Origin of the sequence: Bradyrhizobium barranii subsp. apii, assembly GCF_011516635.5 — a bacterium.
Classification (GTDB): Bacteria; Pseudomonadota; Alphaproteobacteria; order Rhizobiales; family Xanthobacteraceae; genus Bradyrhizobium; species Bradyrhizobium barranii.
Genome location: NZ_CP096255.1, coordinates 5,487,549 through 5,503,296 on the forward strand (window position 1 = coordinate 5,487,549; position 15,748 = coordinate 5,503,296).

The following is a 15,748-nucleotide window of genomic DNA, read 5'->3' on the forward strand; positions in this document are numbered from 1 at the left end:
ACGATTTCGGCGAGAATCAGCACGCATCCATGTCGCTCTCCCTCGCTCCATTCCGTAACGAGGACACGAGGGCTGGACCGTGCGAAGCATCACGCTCACGCGCGGCGAGAAGGACTGTCCCGCATCGACACAGAAGGCACGCCTTGTTCTGCATCCGACTCCATTTCGTTCGCAAAGAACGAATCGGAGTCGAGCAAATCAGCGCGGCGCGACTCCTAACGATCGATGAAGGCGCGCGCCGTCACGTCTTCATCGGCAAGATTTTCAACGGCAGACGAGATCGCGCTTACTGGGTCGCCGTCGTAGCCCGCCGGCGCGCCTCACGCCGCGCGCTTGGCGTTGGCCTTCTCGGAAAAGCATTCGAGGATCTGGATGCGGAGCTCTTCAGCGGCCGGCCCCTCGACTTTCCTCAGCTGATTCCAGAGCCTGATCACTTCGCGCTGTTTCTCGACGGTCATGAGTCACCTCCAACGTGATGATCAACTAGAACAAAATGAGAACAAAAAGTCCAGCCCCTCGCGCGCGATTTCCCACGCACATCGCCTCAAGCCTTGCTCGCGCTGCGCGGCCCCCCTGAAAGCTGGGGATTTCCGCGCCCGGCCACTGGCAGCGCCGCCTGACGAACATGCTCCGTCGCCACGGCGGGTTGCTTTTTGGATTTTCAACCTTAAGTTCGAGGCGCTGGCGGCCAGGCGCTGAAATCCCAACGCCGCCGGCCAAGAGAGCCCCGTGCGCAAGCGCGGGGTTTTTCTTTTGGGAACGCGCCGTCGTCCTCCTCGTTAGCCATTCCGGAGCGAGGGACCGTGACCAGGAAATTTTACGCCGTCGAAGTGGTTCGTCAGATCGAGGAGACCGTGGAGATCATGGTCGAGGCCCCCGACGAGACCACGGCGCACGATGCGGCGCTTGCGCACCTCAAGGCGCGCGGCTCCGAATATCAGTGACTCAATCCCAAATGCGAATTCATCGTCTGGCGCGAGCGCCAGATCGATCCGCCGGCGATCATCGATGTGTCGGTGTCGACGGAGTAGCGGCCGGAACGAATGTCCCCGCCCCGCGTTATCAGGTCGAATTCAGTGGTGCTGGCGGCTGTGCGACGCGGCCGTCCAGCTTTGAGAAGCCCCGGTCCCCAACGCCGGGGTTTTTCTTTGCCGCGCGCTCGAACAACAGAGCAAACAACAAAGCAGCCACACGGGCGTTACACCGGGTGGCTGCTTTGACGACTGTCAGCTTCGCGCAAGATTCCGTCGCCGTCATCTCAACCGCCGAACGCCGGAGAACGTTCCGGCGCGCGGCAAATTTCCGTGCGGTCTTTGTTACCGTCAGACCGGCAAATTGTCGTTCAGCCCCGGCGGGACTTCGCCTTGCGCGGCCCGCTCGGCGAGGAGCAACTTTTCGGCCTCATACCAGAAGGTGTCCATTCTTCCCGCGGGCTCGCCGGCTTCCCGCCAGAGATGATAGGCGCGGTCCCGGATCTGTTCCTCGCTCAGACTGGCCATGTGACGTCTCCCTTTGGGAAGCAAAGCGTGACGATGCCCGAGAGTTCCTTGTCCGTGTCTGACACACCAGCCGGCGGTCGTTGCGGCGCTCCGAGAGAGGGAGCCGCCGCGACGATGTCGCGGGTCGCTTAGACCGAGTCCTTGGCCACCTTCAGCGGCGAGGCCTTCACCGACTTGCTCGCCGGCTTCGCCGCGAACTGCATCGGCTCCTTGGTGAAGGGATTGACGCCCATGCGGGCTTCGGTCGCCGGCTTGTTCACGACCGACATCTTGACGAAGCCGGGAATGACGAACTCGCCGGACTCGTTGAGCTCCTTGTAGCCGACCGTTGCCATGTACTCGATGACCGACTTCACGTCGTTCTTCGACAGCTGCGTGCCCTCGGCAATTGCATCAATCAATTGAGTTTTCGTCATCTTCGCCATGTCTGAATTCCTTTTGTGCGGGTGAGCAGATCCTGCTCAGGACGCGGCTGAACCACGCAAGTGTGATGCCGATTCACGCCGGAGGTCATGAAGTCACGGGGCTTAGAACCCATTGAAGCCCAAAACACAAGCATGGCTTCGGCTGGGGTTCCACCCTTTCCCGCGAAAGTGTCGCAGCATGCGCCGCGTTGGCTTTGAACCATTCTGCCGCTGGCGCGTCTAACTAATTGAAGTCCCCAAGCTTCACCCCCATCAGAGAGCCCCGCTTCCCCGGCAGCGCCTTGAAGCTCGTGGACGAGGCCTGGGATAACAGGCTTCGCAACGACGAAGCCAAGCGCTAGGCGCGCTGCGCCGAAATGAGCGGACCTTCACCGGTTATCCCCAGCCAACGCGTCACCTCATCGTGAAACCTGCGGCCCGGCACACCTTGTTGAGACTTCGGTAACCTAACCCATCCACTCTCCCCGCCAGTATCGTTGCGTTGGAGTAAACCCACAGTGCTGAATTTTGACGAGCTGCGTGAACTCGCGGCTGATGTTCGCGTGTTTGTTGACATCGCCGAGGACAAGGCCGAAGCGCTCAAGGCCGTCATCGCGGCCTACGACGTGGTGCTGGCGATCTTCCCCTCGCAGGAAGGCATGGGGGGATGTCCCGATCGCTGTTGAACTACGTCGGGTCGACGTTGCCGGAATGAATATTACGCAGCCCTCGTGACGTGGGCAACGGACTTGATTGTCATGCGATCGTGGTGAGCTTGAAGGGCCGCACGCAGAACCGACAATTGCTTATGCGCCTTCAATCGTCGGAAGCCCTTGTTGGCCTCGATCATACCGGCCGCGACCCATCGCAAGGCCATACCGGCATCCCGCCAGCGTTTAACGTTGCGCGTGACGCGGCGAATGGTGCCCATCATGTTCTCGGCGATATTGGTACAGGCGAGCGATCGGCGAAGCTCCTTCGGCAACTTCAACCGGACGACAGTCAGGATTTCGTCGAGGCCTTCGAGGATACTGGCCGCAACGCCGGGCCATTGCTGGTCGAGTCGACGCGCGAGATTGCGGATCAATTTTTCAGCCTTGTCGGCGTCATCGAGCTCCCAGGCCTGGCGCAGCACCCGGCGGGTGGCCGCATGATGCTCTTTCGGCAGGCGTTCCATGATGTTGCGCGCCTTGTGGATCTGGCAGCGCTGGATCGCAGCGGCCGAACCGAAGGTGCGGCGGATCGCCTTCGACAACGCCTTCGCGCCGTCGGCGATGAACAGTCTTGGCACCGTCGGGTCGAGCCCGCGCGAGACCAGGTTGTCCAGCAGGGCCTGAACCGTTGCTGCATTCTCGGTCGCCCCTTCCACCAGCGCCAGCGGATGCTTGTTGCCTTCGCCGTCAACCCCGATCGCGGCCACCAGCACGAGATCGTCGTCGAGATGCAGCCCGTCGATTTGGACCACCAGAAGGTCGAGCGCGGACAGATCGGCAGCCATGAAGTCGGCCAGCCGCGCCGCCGACAGAGCCACGAACCTCCGCGAGGCCGCCGACTTCGAAATCCCCGATCCGGGCGGTGCCGGCACGTCACCCTCGGGCAGCCGGACGGCGCGGCCGAACCGGCGCGTCGACACATTGATCAGCATCAGGTTCATCGCCCAGCGACCGAGCCAGTCCTCCTGCGCCGCCGTTTCCCAGCTCGGGATCGTGACCTCGCGGCCGTCCATGCCCCGGACCCGCGGGCGATCGACCTCGATCTTGCCGCCGTGGAAACCGATCCGCCCCCGCGTTCGGCCCCAACGGTGCGCCCGCCGCGCCGCATCACGACCGTGGCGCGGCCCGCAGGCCGCTGTCACATCCGCCTCCATCATCGTGCCGAGCGCCTCGATTCCTGCCGCAAGGCAGAACCGATCGAAGCTCGCTCGCACTTCCGCAAATGATTTCTCCACAGCCCCGGTCGCCGGCCAACCAGCCGGTGTGATATCTCTCGTCATGGCGTTGCTCTCCTTTGTGGAATCAGCACCCCGAGCCTACCGGCTCAAGGTGGGCAACGCCGACCTCTTCAGAAATTCAACAGAACCCGGGACATCCCCAGGCATGGGCCTCCACGTCATCAAGGGCAAAGAGATCCTGGACAGGATCGCAAACTCACGGACCCATGCGGTCTACAGCCACACGGCGATCGCGGTTCCCGATCTCGAGCATGCGCAGATGCTCAAATATCTGACGGCGCCTGTCGAACGGCGGATTGCTGCGTAATTGCCGACGGCAAGCGCATCCGCACGATGACCGGCGGATAGGAACGGTCGGCTCTCCCGCACATTGACCCATCTCCAGATGAGGAGATTGCAATGAGCGTTGAAGGAAAAGCCAAGGAAGCCGCCGGCTACGTCAAGGAAGAGCTGTACGAGCACGGCAAATCGCCCGAGAGCCAGAAGAAGGCTCAGGAGGGTCGCGACCTCAGGAACGAAGGCCGTGTCGAAGACGGCAAACCGCCGAAGACGACGAAGCCTGGCACCGGTCACTAGACCGACTTTTTTCAAAACCGCCCCTGGCCATGTCAGGGGCGGCTTTTCATGTGCGCTCCTGCCCCCGGACGCAGCGCTCCCGGCGATGCGAAGCATGGTCCAACAGCGACGAACACGCTGCGGCTACGTCCCATCTCGCATGTCCCTGGTCGCGAAGTGACATCCGAACGCCACCAGCACCAGAGCAAACGTCGAGCCGAGCAGAATTCGTAGAGTCGATCCCGTCTCCTGGCTCACATACCGGACATCGTGCCGGTGGCTGTAACGCTCAGGATGTGCGGCATCAGGCGCCTGGGGTGAGACAGTCAAAAGCACCAGCCACGCGACGGTCCCGCAAAGCGCAGCAATCCTCGCAATCTTTCCGAGCCTTTGAAGCCAGCGCTTCATGCCGCCCTCATCATGGCGTGGATCTCCGCTGCGCTCTTGCCCGGATCGGCCTTCATAAGCTCCAGGAGGTCGCCGCGCGTCTCAACTCTTTGGCCTGGCCAGCAGCCTGAGAGCGCTGAGAACGATGAGAATGGCGAAAGCACCGAGAGCGTAGGTGAGTGCATTCACGAGCCAGGAAATGGCAATCCCTGCGAAGCTGGATCCTCCGACCGCTCCCCAGAACAAATACGCTGCGGTGATGCCGGGCCACTCCAGCGAAAGAAAAGCGAAGTCGGTCAGCGGCTCGATGGCGAGGAGCACCGACGAGATGATCGCCCCGATGGCCAATGCGATGATGAGGTTTGCCTTCACGGAGAGCATCAAAACCCCAGCAGCCCGGCGATGACAGGAATCAGGAAATAGGCGGCGAGCCCGAGAAGGCCGCCCACGACAAGGCGTGCAGCGCGGCCGTGAATCTTCGTATCGAGCCACGCACAAACGGTCACCGCAGCCCGTCTCAGCCAGTCACCGACGAGGCTTCTGACGAGATCAAACAGGAGTTCTGCAACGAAAGCGGCCATGGCGTTTAGTCGCCCTAACTCTGGCGGGGTTCAAGTGCCGAGGGTCTGACCATTGCCGGCGCCGGTTCGATAGGTTGCGGGCAAGGTCACTGCTTGACACTCATAAACAGCCATCATCGCCGAGCCAGCCGCAAGCGGGTTCACTTTTGAGAGAATTCCCTGCATAGTGCGGCATGGCCAAAGCAAAAGTGACCTTCAAAACCGTCCGCCTCTCAGACAGCGACTGGAAGATACTGGCGGACTACCCCGACCACGAACAGCGCGAAATCACCGGATTCGCCAGCAAGGCAGATGCCGACGACTGGATCAACGGCGATCGCAAGATCGCATGGCTCCGTTCCCAAGGTTACGCCAAGTGAACTAGCCAAGTGAACTAGCCAAGTGAGCTAGCCAAGTGACGTAGCTGTCGCCCGCACACCGCGGTCCCCCTTTTTGATGTTGCAGCCGCGTCGTGTCATGTCCTCGCGCGGACAGAAGGTCACGCATGCGCGGCCCGTGCGTTGCCTTCACAACCGCCGCCGTCACCTATAAATTGCCGGACCACATCCCCTGGGGCCCGGTTGACGCGCGAATTGCGGTGACAGTGCACTGAATTCATTCGCGATCACCACCTAGCTGGCTCGCGGCTTCGGTCGGTGCTCGGCGGCCGCGCAATTAAGTGCACTGTCACCGAAATTCCGAAGCCGCGATCCGCGCCGAGTCCACCGGCGCCGGTGACGGGGTGGTAGGCCCATAGGTAGAGTCCCGCAGGCTACTTCGCCGCTTGCGACCAGAAGATGCGGTCGTTAAGCTATTCATGTTCCGCAGGGCGCGGCGTTGGGCTGGGGTGGAGAAGGTGTTCCGTACAGGAGCCCGGATCGATGGCGACCCCCAAGGACGATTCTCAGGTTGCGACTGAGAAAGCGCCGGCCCGGAATCGGCAACCGCTCGACACGCTCGAGCAAATCTCGCGCATATCGGTCCCGCTCCTGATCCCGATCGTGGTGGCGCTCATCGGATATTTCGGCAACGAGATCCTCAATAATCGACAGGGCGAGATCGAGAAAAAGAAGATCGACCTGGAGTACGTCAAGATCGCGAAGGACGTCGCGTCCAGCGTAACACCGGATGCCAACATTGTTATTACGAACTGGGCCTACCGGGTGCTGTTCAAGCTCTCGCCGGTCTCCGTTCCCGACGAAGAAGTCGAAATTCTCTCCAAGCAGCGTGCGCCGCTGCCATCGTCCGTTTCGCCGGCGATACTCGGGGGAACCGGCACGTCCGCTGCGGAATGGCCCTGGCTGGTGTCCGTCTTTGAGGACGGCACGTTCATTTGCAACGGGACCATGATTGCTCCGAAGGCGGTGCTGTCGGCCGCCAACTGCATGTCCGGTGAACGGCGCGGCAAGTTCGAGGTGGCCACCGCGACCGATAATGGACCAAACGTCAGAATTGGCCGGCGGATTCCGGTCACCAAGTTCGTCGTTCATCCCACGTTTTCGGAGGACACCGCGCGGGATGACATCGCCATTCTTGAAATCGGCACGGCATTGCCGCCGCCCTTCATCACGATTGCAACCCAGAAATCGGCTGATCCGAGAATTGGCGAACTGACCCTGGTCGCAGGGTTCGACTTCAAATCGCAACCGGCAAGCCTTCTGCAGAGTCCGGTCCCGATCGCCAACGCGGCAATGTGTGCCGCAATGTATCCAGGCAAGGTCATGCCCGAGGGGACCTTTTGCGCTGGCTTCGAACACGGTGGCGCCGTTGCATGTGCGCACCGGGGTGCCGGAGGACCGGCAGTGCTGCTGAACAGCGCGGGCCGGAAATATCAAGTCGGGATCGTCAGTTTGGGCGAGGATTGCAACAGCCCCAAGGCGGGCCTCGGTGTCTACACTCGCGTGTCGTCCTATGCAGACTGGATCCGGAAAGCCGTGCCTAACCTGCCGGGCGAACAGGTGACCGGAGACAAGCGATAGGCGGAATTGCGGTGACAGTGCATCAAATTCATTCGCCATCGGCACCCTGTTGGCTTGCGGCTTCGGACCGCGTTTGGCGGACAGCATCAATTGAGTGCACTGTCACCGTAATTTCCAACGTCGGGACGCCGACTTATCGCGTAGTCACTGGGCGCCCCTAGGTGAATATCTTGGTCAACACTTGTGCAATCGTGCTGCTTGCAGCCTTCATCCCGATATCGGCCGCGAACGTAACGAGGGTCTTGCCCCATCGCTGAAGTTTGCCGGTGTCCGGCTTTGCAGTTGATGCTTCCGCTTTGAGGACATCAGCGATGTCCCGAAAGCCTTGCTGTTGATCGGGGTTCAGGGCGGCGAACTCTGGGGAGTTTATCGCTTGGTCGATGGCCTCAATTAGCTGATGCTGTTGTTGAACAAATGCCGATTGGGAAAACGTCCCCGCTCCCACCTGCGCCACCGCACCTGGACTATTGGACTGATTGATGACCGCGTTGACCACAGGATCTTTCTTCAACCGCTCACTCCCTTGCATCCCGTGTGAGAAATCGTCCAAAGCTTGCTCGGTCCAGTTTACCACGGACCTTTTCGAGATGGTTGGTGCTAACCTCTCCCAATCCCAGTCGTTCGGCCTTTTCAGTGATCTCCGCCCAGATCAGGTGCTGCACCCGGTCAGCGAAGTTCTTGAGATACACTAAGGCTCCGGGCTCGTGGCCCCCAGTGAACTCAAAGGTGAATTTCGACGCATCCGTGATCGTCGATTTGAGCAGGTTCGTCGCGATGTCCTCAAAGGCAATTAGGGTTGCCCCGCTCTTCAACCTTCCCGCAGCGGCGTGCTTGTTCTGCAGCGCCTTCACTTCGCGTGTTACCGCTTCGTGGACATCGGGTAACCGATTGTCGAGAGAGCGGCCGAGATAGTCCGTATCGAACACCATGTTGTTCTCAAAGAAAAAACGCCCCGGAGAGCACTATTCTAACCAACTCCGTGGGTTATGCTACCGGGCGTAGCTGGCTATCAACTGCTCCCGCTTGCTGACAATTGCGGTGACAGCGCATCAAATTCATTCGGCGTCGCCAACCGCCCTGCGGCTTCGGTCCACGCTTAGAGCCGCCCCGGTCAGTCGCTCGAGGCGGGCGATGAAGCGGTCGTCTCCCAGTGGACGACCGGTACTCTCCGCGGCGCGCTCCTGAGTGAACAGACCTACCTCCGGCGAACTGTCGAGCAGGTCGGCGAACACGAGAAGCGGTCCCTGATCAGCGTCAGCAGGCACTTCAATTCGTCGTGGTCTTGCCGCCGCGCATGGACACGAGCTTGTCCTCACCAAATCCGAGAATGAGCCAAGCGGTCTCATCGAAACCGTCTGCGAGCTTTCCCTCGTGAGAATACACGATCTGAGCAGCTTCCAACTTCGACGGCGGTCCCAACGCCGTGATTACCTCCTGACGCGACATACCTAAATGCAGCTTGCTGTCGAGGACGACGGGCGAGAACTTTTCCGGGATGATGGCGCAATCGGCCGAGACCCCGGCGTCTTTCTCGGTGAGCTCTTCAACGATCTCCGTGACGAGATGGTCCGGGCCGCCCATCTCTCCGCTGGACACCACCCATAATCGATGCTGCGCGCGCCGATAACACAGCCAATAGATGCTATCTCCAGCGTCGCCTTGGTGTCGGATGGTCCCTTCGCCCACGGCTTCGCGAACCGCGCCGAGCCGCGTCTCTTCGAAGCGGCCGGCGAATGCGCCTAGCGAAAAGCGGGTCGCCAATCTCTCTTCGCGACTGTCGGCGGCACGCGCTCGAACGCATGTTCGTCGACTGGGGGCGGCGGTGTCTGCGCGGAGCAGTCGTCCGCGGGGATCGCGAAAAGGAGAAGGAGCAAGAAGAGCGTCTTTCGACCATCAACTCCGAATTGCCTATATATTTCTCGCCTCGGCAGGTCGCGCCTAGGCGTCGAGAGTGCGGGCATCAGTTTCTGGGTGTCGGACACGTCAGTCACCCCAGCTTCCCTTCATTGATCTTGTGCGCAACCTCGCCAACAGAGCTGCCAACGATGACGGCGGTCACGATTGGCCAAAAACCCGCCACCATGACGATAGCACCCCAACGCATGTCTTCGCCGGGCCGTCTGTAGCCATCGTTGATGCCGCCGAGGATCAACCAGATCAGGCAGCCAATTGCATATCGCTTGAACCATTTCACGGCGAAATACCTTCCAGATATGGGCATTAGTGACCGTGACATTGAGGATGGTTCATCGGCAGGACCGGGCTTGCTCATTGACGAGAAGCGCTGAATTCCGCTGACAGCGCATTGAACTCATCTGCGTGTCCCGGCTGACGCTACGGCTTGTCCGTCCATGCTGAGTTGGCTGACCGCACCCACCGTCTCTCCCTCACGCACATTTGCCCCCGCCCCCTGCCCCTCGTCCCACTTTCCTGCTATCTCCTGTCCCCGCCGTTCCGGCCCAAACCAAAACACCTCCGTTCAAGGGAGCAACAACCATGCGATACCTTCACACCATGCTGCGCGTGCGCAATCTCGATGTCGCGCTGAAGTTTTACCAGGATGCGCTGGGACTGAAGGAGGTGCGGCGGATCGAGAACGACAAGGGGCGCTTCACGCTCGTCTTCCTGTGCTCGGCGGACGATCTCGAGGCGCTGAAGAAGCAACCGCAAACGCGCGGCGCGCCGCTGGTCGAGCTCACTTACAATTGGGACGAGGAGAAGTATGGCGAGGATCGCTTCTTCGGCCATCTCGCCTATGAGGTCGACGACATCTACGCAACCTGCGCGCAGCTGATGAAGGCCGGCGTCACCATCAACCGTCCGCCGCGCGACGGCAACATGGCCTTCGTCCGCTCGCCGGATCTGCACTCGATCGAGCTGCTGCAGAAGGGCGAGCCGAAGGCGCCGGCCGAGCCGTGGTCGTCGATGCCGAATACCGGCCACTGGTAGGGCCGCGACGCAGGAACTAGCCCTCGCTACCCGTGTTGTCCCTCCGACATAACGATTGGAGGAGGACGCAATGGGACGAGGACTGTTGCTGTGGATGCTTGGCGTGCCGATCCCGGTGATCATTCTGTTGTGGCTGTTCTTCGGCCACTGATCATCGGGCTCGGTTTGCCGGGTTCGATTTGCCAGGCTCAACTTGCTAGGTTCAACTTGCCAAGTTTGGCTTGCAATGAAAGCTCCGCCGACGGCGGAGCTTTTTGCATGAGGGGCGCGCCGCAATCGCCGTCGCTCCCGCCAGGGAATTCCGCTATCACGCGCGCCAAAGCGAAACGCGGGAGGACTTCATGCCGGACACCAAGCGGACGATCTGGGGCCGCGCCAACTCGGTCAACGTGCAGAAGGTGCTGTGGTGCCTCGCCGAGCTCGACCTGCCCTATGAGCGCATCGACGCCGGCATGAGTTTCGGCAAGACCCGAGAGCCCGACTATCTCGCGATGAACCCCAATTCGCGGATCCCGACGCTGGTCGAGGGCGACTTCGTGCTGTGGGAGTCCAACTCCATCATGCGCTATCTCTGCCTCGCGCATGGCCGCGGCACGCCGCTCTATCCCGAAGCCGCGAAGCTGCGCACCAGCGTCGACCGCTGGCTCGACTGGACGCTGTCGATGGTGCAGCCGGTCGACCGCCCGGTGTTCTGGGGCATCGTGCGCACGGCCCCCGCCGAGCGCGACATGATCCAGGTGCAGCGGGATGCCGATGCCGCCGCCGAGGTCTGGGCCATCGCCGACCGCCTGCTCTCGTCGCGCCGCTTTATGGACGGCGACCAGTTCACGCTGGCCGACATCGCGATCGGCGCCTATGCGCGGCGCTGGCTCGGGGTCGAGGGCATCACCCGTCCGGCGCAACCGCATTTGACCCGCTGGCTCGCCGAGCTCGGTAAACGACCCGGGTTTGCACAGTTCGTCGCACCGCCGATGTCGTGAGCCGGTGGCGCGGCCCAAGCTGCGCTGAGCGCGCGATGAATCGTCGTCACGGCGCACGCATCAAGCGTCGCGCCGGGACTTGACGGCTACTGTGCATGGGGTTGTTTTCGCGTTTTTTGTTTCGGGTGGTGCCTAGCGCCAGCCGCGCTCGACCAGCAGCACGCAGATGATCAGCACCAGCGTCACGGCGGCGGTCGCGAGCTTGGCCGTCCAGCTCAGGCCGCGGCCGACCCACAACAGCAGCGCGCAATACATCACGAAGGGGACGATGATGTCGGGCCGCATGAGATCCGGCGGCATCGGCTTCAGCGCCTGACCGTGGTCTCGACGCTGACCGAGCCGCCGATCTTCACGCAGGTGCCCGTGCTCTCGACCATGACAAAGCGCGGGCCATAGGAGGCGCAGGAGCCGGCCTTCGCCGTGCCGCCCGCGCCTTTCAGCGGCAGAGCCTTGCCGGCCTGCGGCCGCTCGGCAGGCGGAAGGCGGAAGGCCTCGGCCGCGGCCGCGGAGGTGGCCAGCAACGGGATGAGGATGAGGAACGGCGCGCGCATGCATCCGTTCTAGCCCGGACCGGCGCCACGCGCCATCCGGGTCGCCTCGGCCAGGATCAGATGAACTTGACGCCGGCCGATTTGCCGCGGCGCCAGATCACCTGGCAGCTCCGCCCGGTGCGGGCGTCCCGCGCGAACGCCATCCGGATCACGCCCGGGAGCTGGCTCGCGTCCTCGTCCAGCATGATCTTCGCGCCGGTATCGGAGATGTCCTGGACCAGGCAATGCCGCGCCGCGAATCCGCCGTCGAGCGTAATCCAGGCGTGCCGCGACAGCGATTTGCGGGCTGCGCGCTTCTTGGGCTGGGGCATGGACAAATTTCTCCGGTTCCAGCGCTAGCTCAGGGCCCCTAAGAAACCGTTGAAATCGCCCCCGAATGTCACGGGGGTGGAGGCTATCCACCGGTGCCAAAAGACCGTTCCCGAACGGCTTGCCCACGGCGCCAAAGGCCACTATACGTTCGCCCGCTGCAGCCGCCGGGCTCGACTCGGGTGGCCGGCGGTCATGCCGTGAAAAGCGGCGGGGCCTTGTGTTTGCTCCCTTCGTCTATCGGTTAGGACGCCACCCTTTCACGGTGGAGAGAGCGGTTCGATTCCGCTAGGGAGCGCCAACAAAATCAATCACTTACTGCCCTGCCCTACCGCCTTGTCCAACACATGGCCAATATACGCGTGTGGACTCGTACACAGCGCCGGGTCGCGGAGCTGCGCGAGATGGAGCGCCTTTGCTCGGATTGGGCGGACGATGACGTTCTCGTTCTCGCTCGCGACGGACTGAACGCGCTGGCGGCCGACTACCGCGCCGCTGCGGACGCGATGGTTCCCTCAGGTGCTGTTTGGGACCTTTAGGGCGCGGTGAGCGTTGAAGCGGTAGCACCGGGGCAGGATCGCGAACCCCGGAGTTCGGATCATGAGCACGATCCCTGTGGACCTCGAAAGAAAGTTCGAACATCGGTGGGCCGCCAGATTGGCGCGGCCCATTCCGCCGGCTCCATTTGCGCGCCCTGCCTGTCCGAGGTGCAAGGCCCAGATGATGCTCGTCAGCATCGAGCCAAAAAGCCTAAGCGTGGACTTGCACATGTTTCGCTGCGCTGTCTGCAATCACGCACTTACGACATTCGCAACGCATGAAGATCCCATGCATTCCAATGGCCGCTGGCTTCAAGGCGATTTGCGCCCACCGAAGTAACCCGCGCTGCAAGTCGTGACCGAAGGCGAGACGCCGCGGCTGCCGGAAGGTTTCAGGGTCGAGCTCGACAAGGACGGTTGGCGGCACTGACTCGCGCGAAGCGGCGATTGACTCAATGCATCTGCCGCTCTGACTGATCTTCACTAATCCGCCAGCCGCGTAGGGCATGACCATGTCCGATGACTGGACCAAACGAGCGACGAACATCCTTCGAGAACTTCATGCTGCCGAGACGGAGCTAATCGGCAGGGGTGTTATCCTGACCGACGGTAAGGCGGGGACGGTTGATCACGTCTTCCTTGACGAGGTGCACGGGCTCCGGATCTCGATCGGTGGCCACGACGGCAAGTGGCCGATTTCGACTCTGAAGCTTCTAGACTCCGGTTTCGCCAGATAGCTTGTCCGCCCGGTCACCGTCCGCGGTGATCACTCGGTGACCGGGCGCCCAGCGCGGACTTCGAAGGCCTGCTCGCCGGTGCCTGGCCGAATAAGCCAGTCACAGTTTACCTGGAGTGGCAGCCATGATGCAGAACGTTGTAGCCGGCTGCGTCGTAGTGGCTTTGATTATCCTGGCCTTGATTGGCTTCGCCCAAACGCACCATGAATGTTGGCACGGGCACGTGCTCCTAACCCATGAGCCCTGCGGATCCGTCAGCCCTTCAATATAGGAACAACCTTTTCCGCTGATCTAGGCGCGGGACCAAAGCCCCGCCGCTCGTGAAGTTCTGCCAGCACAGGTAAGCTTGCGGACGACTCAGCGCGAAAGCCCCCCTACCGCCCGGTAACCGCCTTCTGGCGCGCAGCGTTCAGGCCTGCCTTTGTCTGTGCAGTTGCGGCACTCGCGGGCTCTCGATTTGGGGGCGGCTCATTGAGGTCTCGGGCCCACGGCGCGCCAGATCGAGCAACTGACTTCGGAGCGGCATGTTCTGAGCTGGAGCAGGCAGAGACGAGAGAGACGACAACAAGGGACATCCCCGTGCGGCCCAACGTTTGAGTGATCCTGTTCATCAGGCAATCAACTTCTGGCGCGGCCTTACTGTTGGCGCCTGCGATCCGCTCTAGCATCGAAATAGATGACCACCGCGAATGTGGCGCCTAGAGCCAAAACGCTGACACAGCCGGTAATCAACGCCACCGCCATCATAGCTGGATCAGTATTTCTACGGCGTCAGGGGTGGGCAATTCACGAATGATTAGCGCATGCAACAAGGCTGGGGCGCGGCGAAATCCGCCGCCCCCGCATGAACCTCCCCGCCCCTGACCGACGACCAATGTCCCGTTGGAACCGGTACAGGCCATGGTGCTGCATAAATCCCCCTCGGACCGCCAGACCGGCGCCGCCTCGCCGGCACCGCCGTCCTGGATGCACCGTACCGCGCCCTACGCGCCGGAGCGGCGCGCCAGAATGCTGGAGCACATGGCGCGCGCCCGATCGCTTCCGCAGTCCCAGGCTGCGACGGTGCCGACGCCGTCGCGCATGCGCGGCATGGACATTCTCGGCGATGCCTTCGGCTACATGGTTTTGTTTGGCATCATCGCCCTGCTGTTCCAGTCGCGCGTTCCGCTCTACCTCGGCGCCTTCCTCTTCCTCACCGACGGCGAGCGCATCGAGCACGCGCTTGGAACGATCGGCATCCGGTTCGAGCCCAACACGATCGGACCCGACATCATCAAGGGCTTCGCCTCCCTGTTCGGATGGTTCGCGCTGCTCGCGTCCTTGCAAGGCCCCGTCCCGGCCTGGCTTGCGGCATGGATGCCGCCGGCCGCATCCTGGTCCGCCATTGCCGGCATCGCCGTCGTGTTCGCGACCGTCGAAGCGTCTGCGGGGCTGGCGATGCGGTACGCATTGCCGTGGTTCGGATTCCAGATCAGACCGGACAGCCTGACCGCGACGACGATCAAGCTCCTCATGGCCCTTGGCCTGCTCGCCTCGCTGGTGCTGCTCGGATCCTCCTGAGCGGCGCGCGATGACGATGTCGTGACACGCCATATCCATTTACCGAAAATTTACCCCTGCTATTTGATCGGCGTATCGTTTGCTTAGACGTTGCGCACTACCGTGAATTTACGGAAACACTCCGAAACACGATTGGGCTCATGTCCGTCTCAGAGTTCCTCAGGCAGCGCGCAGTGGAAGTCAGCGTGAGCGGCAGCTACTCGCTGCCGCGCTGGTACGATTGTGAGGGCCAGCTGCGCACCTTCGCCTGCCGCACCAAGCGTGTCTCCCCGTTCCGCATGATCGTCGACGTGCCTGTTGTCGGCAAGGTCGGCGAGCGCGTGACCTCCTATTTTCAGGACTTTGGCGAATTCCAGTGCACCATCAGCGCGACACTGAAGGCGGGCTTCCTGATGGAACTCGATATGACGCGGGAGCGGCGCGCCTGGATGTCGGAAAAGCTGACCTGGCTGGAGAAGAAGCAGAAGGACGCCAGCATTCTGGAACTGCGCAATGACGCGCGCTTCGTTCCCCAAGTCTCGCACAGCTTTCTGACGCTCGCCGACGGCAGCACCCATCCCTGCTTCATCATCGACGTCTCCACGGCCGGCGTCGCAATATCCTGCGAATACGACCCGCAGATCGGAACCCCGCTTGCGGTCGGCGCCTGCGTCGGGCGCGTCATTCGCAAATTCGACAACGGCTTTGCGGTCAAGTTCGCCGAGAAGCAGCAGCGGGACGACCTCGTCCGCCTGGTCGTCCGTACGCCCATGCTGCAATCGGCCTGAAACGGCCCGATCGATTTTAAC

Annotated in this window: 25 protein-coding genes and 1 tRNA gene; 13 read left to right on the forward strand and 13 right to left on the reverse strand. The window is 61.9% G+C overall.

All coding sequences use genetic code 11. The features are described from left to right. Window positions 1-320 precede the first annotated feature (320 nt). Complete coding sequence (locus HAP41_RS26070) at window positions 321-458, reverse strand: hypothetical protein (protein ID WP_166096469.1); 138 nt, start codon at window positions 456-458, stop codon at window positions 321-323. 345 nt (window positions 459-803) lie between these two features. On the opposite strand from HAP41_RS26070, the gene HAP41_RS26075 reads away from it, so the two are divergent. Further along, window positions 804-944 (forward strand): hypothetical protein, encoded by a 141-nt coding sequence (locus HAP41_RS26075; protein ID WP_175617939.1) that lies wholly within the window; start codon window positions 804-806, stop codon window positions 942-944. Between the two features lie 378 nt (window positions 945-1,322). Here the strand turns inward: HAP41_RS26075 and HAP41_RS26080 are convergent, their stop codons facing one another. Then, window positions 1,323-1,499 carry a DUF2934 domain-containing protein gene (locus tag HAP41_RS26080; RefSeq protein WP_084795141.1) on the reverse strand — a complete coding sequence of 59 codons (177 nt, stop codon included), beginning with the start codon at window positions 1,497-1,499 and terminating at the stop codon, window positions 1,323-1,325. A gap of 128 nt (window positions 1,500-1,627) precedes the next feature. Beyond that, the gene (locus HAP41_RS26085) at window positions 1,628-1,924 is read right to left on the reverse strand and encodes an HU family DNA-binding protein (RefSeq protein WP_007591377.1); all 297 of its coding nucleotides are present in this window, start codon (window positions 1,922-1,924) and stop codon (window positions 1,628-1,630) included. A 497-nt stretch (window positions 1,925-2,421) separates the two neighbouring features. On the opposite strand from HAP41_RS26085, the gene HAP41_RS26090 reads away from it, so the two are divergent. Further along, window positions 2,422-2,589 (forward strand): hypothetical protein, encoded by a 168-nt coding sequence (locus HAP41_RS26090; protein ID WP_166049795.1) that lies wholly within the window; start codon window positions 2,422-2,424, stop codon window positions 2,587-2,589. Window positions 2,590-2,621: 32 nt separating this feature from the next. On the opposite strand, the gene HAP41_RS26095 is transcribed toward HAP41_RS26090, so the two are convergent. After that, window positions 2,622-3,896, reverse strand: coding sequence for an IS256 family transposase (locus HAP41_RS26095; protein ID WP_166064748.1), 1,275 nt, complete (start codon window positions 3,894-3,896; stop codon window positions 2,622-2,624). Between HAP41_RS26095 and HAP41_RS26100 the strand changes: the two genes are divergently transcribed. Continuing rightward, the gene (locus HAP41_RS26100) at window positions 3,895-4,161 is read left to right on the forward strand and encodes a hypothetical protein (protein WP_166049715.1); all 267 of its coding nucleotides are present in this window, start codon (window positions 3,895-3,897) and stop codon (window positions 4,159-4,161) included. The two genes, HAP41_RS26095 and HAP41_RS26100, sit on opposite strands and share 2 nt — an antisense overlap. Window positions 4,162-4,253: 92 nt before the next feature. Further along, entirely contained in the window at window positions 4,254-4,430 is a 177-nt protein-coding gene (locus tag HAP41_RS26105; RefSeq protein ID WP_014495468.1) for a hypothetical protein, read from the forward strand. Window positions 4,431-4,898: 468 nt separating this feature from the next. On the opposite strand, the gene HAP41_RS26110 is transcribed toward HAP41_RS26105, so the two are convergent. Both HAP41_RS26110 and HAP41_RS26115 read right to left on the reverse strand, forming a co-directional pair. Beyond that, window positions 4,899-5,177, reverse strand: coding sequence for a hypothetical protein (locus HAP41_RS26110; RefSeq protein ID WP_166096467.1), 279 nt, complete (start codon window positions 5,175-5,177; stop codon window positions 4,899-4,901). Further along, window positions 5,177-5,377, reverse strand: a complete 201-nt coding sequence (locus HAP41_RS26115; RefSeq protein WP_166096466.1) for a hypothetical protein — start codon at window positions 5,375-5,377, stop codon at window positions 5,177-5,179. The genes HAP41_RS26110 and HAP41_RS26115 overlap by 1 nt, the downstream gene beginning before the upstream one ends. A 173-nt stretch (window positions 5,378-5,550) precedes the next feature. Between HAP41_RS26115 and HAP41_RS26120 the strand changes: the two genes are divergently transcribed. Together HAP41_RS26120 and HAP41_RS26125 are read left to right on the forward strand one after the other, a co-directional pair. Next, window positions 5,551-5,736 (forward strand): hypothetical protein, encoded by a 186-nt coding sequence (locus tag HAP41_RS26120; protein ID WP_028151001.1) that lies wholly within the window; start codon window positions 5,551-5,553, stop codon window positions 5,734-5,736. 501 nt (window positions 5,737-6,237) lie between these two features. Continuing rightward, complete coding sequence (locus tag HAP41_RS26125) at window positions 6,238-7,335, forward strand: S1 family peptidase (RefSeq protein ID WP_166096465.1); 1,098 nt, start codon at window positions 6,238-6,240, stop codon at window positions 7,333-7,335. A gap of 157 nt (window positions 7,336-7,492) precedes the next feature. Here HAP41_RS26125 and HAP41_RS26130 read toward each other — a convergent pair whose 3' ends face one another. The 4 genes from HAP41_RS26130 to HAP41_RS26145 form a co-directional block, all read right to left on the reverse strand. Further along, entirely contained in the window at window positions 7,493-7,846 is a 354-nt protein-coding gene (locus HAP41_RS26130) for a hypothetical protein (protein ID WP_166096464.1), read from the reverse strand. 4 nt (window positions 7,847-7,850) lie between these two features. Then, window positions 7,851-8,264 (reverse strand): hypothetical protein, encoded by a 414-nt coding sequence (locus HAP41_RS26135; RefSeq protein WP_166096463.1) that lies wholly within the window; start codon window positions 8,262-8,264, stop codon window positions 7,851-7,853. Window positions 8,265-8,601: 337 nt separating this feature from the next. Then, window positions 8,602-9,096: a hypothetical protein gene (locus HAP41_RS26140; protein ID WP_166096462.1), complete on the reverse strand. Its 495-nt coding sequence runs from the start codon at window positions 9,094-9,096 to the stop codon at window positions 8,602-8,604. 226 nt (window positions 9,097-9,322) lie between these two features. Further along, window positions 9,323-9,529 carry a hypothetical protein gene (locus tag HAP41_RS26145; protein ID WP_028151003.1) on the reverse strand — a complete coding sequence of 69 codons (207 nt, stop codon included), beginning with the start codon at window positions 9,527-9,529 and terminating at the stop codon, window positions 9,323-9,325. 302 nt (window positions 9,530-9,831) lie between these two features. Here HAP41_RS26145 and HAP41_RS26150 point away from each other — a divergent pair, with 302 nt between their 5' ends. Next, the gene (locus HAP41_RS26150) at window positions 9,832-10,284 is read left to right on the forward strand and encodes a VOC family protein (RefSeq protein ID WP_014495478.1); all 453 of its coding nucleotides are present in this window, start codon (window positions 9,832-9,834) and stop codon (window positions 10,282-10,284) included. A gap of 341 nt (window positions 10,285-10,625) precedes the next feature. Further along, on the forward strand, window positions 10,626-11,264 hold the full coding sequence (locus HAP41_RS26155) for a glutathione S-transferase family protein (protein ID WP_166096461.1): 639 nt from the start codon (window positions 10,626-10,628) through the stop codon (window positions 11,262-11,264). A 132-nt stretch (window positions 11,265-11,396) separates the two neighbouring features. Here the strand turns inward: HAP41_RS26155 and HAP41_RS26160 are convergent, their stop codons facing one another. From HAP41_RS26160 to HAP41_RS26170, 3 genes are read right to left on the reverse strand one after another with little or no spacing between them, the layout of a single operon-like run. Next, window positions 11,397-11,564 (reverse strand): hypothetical protein, encoded by a 168-nt coding sequence (locus HAP41_RS26160; RefSeq protein ID WP_014495480.1) that lies wholly within the window; start codon window positions 11,562-11,564, stop codon window positions 11,397-11,399. 5 nt (window positions 11,565-11,569) lie between these two features. Next, on the reverse strand, window positions 11,570-11,815 hold the full coding sequence (locus HAP41_RS26165; RefSeq protein ID WP_166096460.1) for a hypothetical protein: 246 nt from the start codon (window positions 11,813-11,815) through the stop codon (window positions 11,570-11,572). 56 nt (window positions 11,816-11,871) lie between these two features. Continuing rightward, window positions 11,872-12,126 carry a PilZ domain-containing protein gene (locus HAP41_RS26170; protein WP_071914215.1) on the reverse strand — a complete coding sequence of 85 codons (255 nt, stop codon included), beginning with the start codon at window positions 12,124-12,126 and terminating at the stop codon, window positions 11,872-11,874. Between the two features lie 224 nt (window positions 12,127-12,350). Between HAP41_RS26170 and HAP41_RS26175 the strand changes: the two genes are divergently transcribed. From HAP41_RS26175 to HAP41_RS26195, 5 genes are all read left to right on the forward strand, one after another. Further along, a tRNA-Glu gene (locus tag HAP41_RS26175) sits at window positions 12,351-12,425 on the forward strand. A 61-nt stretch (window positions 12,426-12,486) separates the two neighbouring features. After that, on the forward strand, window positions 12,487-12,663 hold the full coding sequence (locus HAP41_RS26180) for a hypothetical protein (protein WP_166096459.1): 177 nt from the start codon (window positions 12,487-12,489) through the stop codon (window positions 12,661-12,663). Between the two features lie 506 nt (window positions 12,664-13,169). Beyond that, window positions 13,170-13,400 carry a photosystem reaction center subunit H gene (locus HAP41_RS26185; protein WP_081369264.1) on the forward strand — a complete coding sequence of 77 codons (231 nt, stop codon included), beginning with the start codon at window positions 13,170-13,172 and terminating at the stop codon, window positions 13,398-13,400. 900 nt (window positions 13,401-14,300) lie between these two features. After that, window positions 14,301-14,960 carry a hypothetical protein gene (locus tag HAP41_RS26190; RefSeq protein ID WP_166096458.1) on the forward strand — a complete coding sequence of 220 codons (660 nt, stop codon included), beginning with the start codon at window positions 14,301-14,303 and terminating at the stop codon, window positions 14,958-14,960. A 140-nt stretch (window positions 14,961-15,100) separates the two neighbouring features. After that, window positions 15,101-15,727 carry a PilZ domain-containing protein gene (locus HAP41_RS26195; protein ID WP_166096457.1) on the forward strand — a complete coding sequence of 209 codons (627 nt, stop codon included), beginning with the start codon at window positions 15,101-15,103 and terminating at the stop codon, window positions 15,725-15,727. Window positions 15,728-15,748: the final 21 nt, after the last annotated feature.

Coding starts and splice junctions, on each gene's coding strand:
- HAP41_RS26135 (WP_166096463.1), bottom strand. CDS start 8,264: ATGGTGTTCGATACGGACTATCTCGGCCGCTCTCTCGACAATCGGTTA.
- HAP41_RS26120 (WP_028151001.1), top strand. CDS start 5,551: ATGGCCAAAGCAAAAGTGACCTTCAAAACCGTCCGCCTCTCAGACAGC.
- HAP41_RS26110 (WP_166096467.1), bottom strand. CDS start 5,177: ATGCTCTCCGTGAAGGCAAACCTCATCATCGCATTGGCCATCGGGGCG.
- HAP41_RS26080 (WP_084795141.1), bottom strand. CDS start 1,499: ATGGCCAGTCTGAGCGAGGAACAGATCCGGGACCGCGCCTATCATCTC.
- HAP41_RS26170 (WP_071914215.1), bottom strand. CDS start 12,126: ATGCCCCAGCCCAAGAAGCGCGCAGCCCGCAAATCGCTGTCGCGGCAC.
- HAP41_RS26190 (WP_166096458.1), top strand. CDS start 14,301: ATGGTGCTGCATAAATCCCCCTCGGACCGCCAGACCGGCGCCGCCTCG.
- HAP41_RS26115 (WP_166096466.1), bottom strand. CDS start 5,377: ATGGCCGCTTTCGTTGCAGAACTCCTGTTTGATCTCGTCAGAAGCCTC.
- HAP41_RS26155 (WP_166096461.1), top strand. CDS start 10,626: ATGCCGGACACCAAGCGGACGATCTGGGGCCGCGCCAACTCGGTCAAC.
- HAP41_RS26160 (WP_014495480.1), bottom strand. CDS start 11,564: ATGCCGCCGGATCTCATGCGGCCCGACATCATCGTCCCCTTCGTGATG.
- HAP41_RS26125 (WP_166096465.1), top strand. CDS start 6,238: ATGGCGACCCCCAAGGACGATTCTCAGGTTGCGACTGAGAAAGCGCCG.
- HAP41_RS26085 (WP_007591377.1), bottom strand. CDS start 1,924: ATGGCGAAGATGACGAAAACTCAATTGATTGATGCAATTGCCGAGGGC.
- HAP41_RS26195 (WP_166096457.1), top strand. CDS start 15,101: ATGTCCGTCTCAGAGTTCCTCAGGCAGCGCGCAGTGGAAGTCAGCGTG.
- HAP41_RS26095 (WP_166064748.1), bottom strand. CDS start 3,896: ATGACGAGAGATATCACACCGGCTGGTTGGCCGGCGACCGGGGCTGTG.
- HAP41_RS26105 (WP_014495468.1), top strand. CDS start 4,254: ATGAGCGTTGAAGGAAAAGCCAAGGAAGCCGCCGGCTACGTCAAGGAA.
- HAP41_RS26070 (WP_166096469.1), bottom strand. CDS start 458: ATGACCGTCGAGAAACAGCGCGAAGTGATCAGGCTCTGGAATCAGCTG.
- HAP41_RS26165 (WP_166096460.1), bottom strand. CDS start 11,815: ATGCGCGCGCCGTTCCTCATCCTCATCCCGTTGCTGGCCACCTCCGCG.
- HAP41_RS26150 (WP_014495478.1), top strand. CDS start 9,832: ATGCGATACCTTCACACCATGCTGCGCGTGCGCAATCTCGATGTCGCG.
- HAP41_RS26185 (WP_081369264.1), top strand. CDS start 13,170: ATGACCATGTCCGATGACTGGACCAAACGAGCGACGAACATCCTTCGA.
- HAP41_RS26100 (WP_166049715.1), top strand. CDS start 3,895: ATGGCGTTGCTCTCCTTTGTGGAATCAGCACCCCGAGCCTACCGGCTC.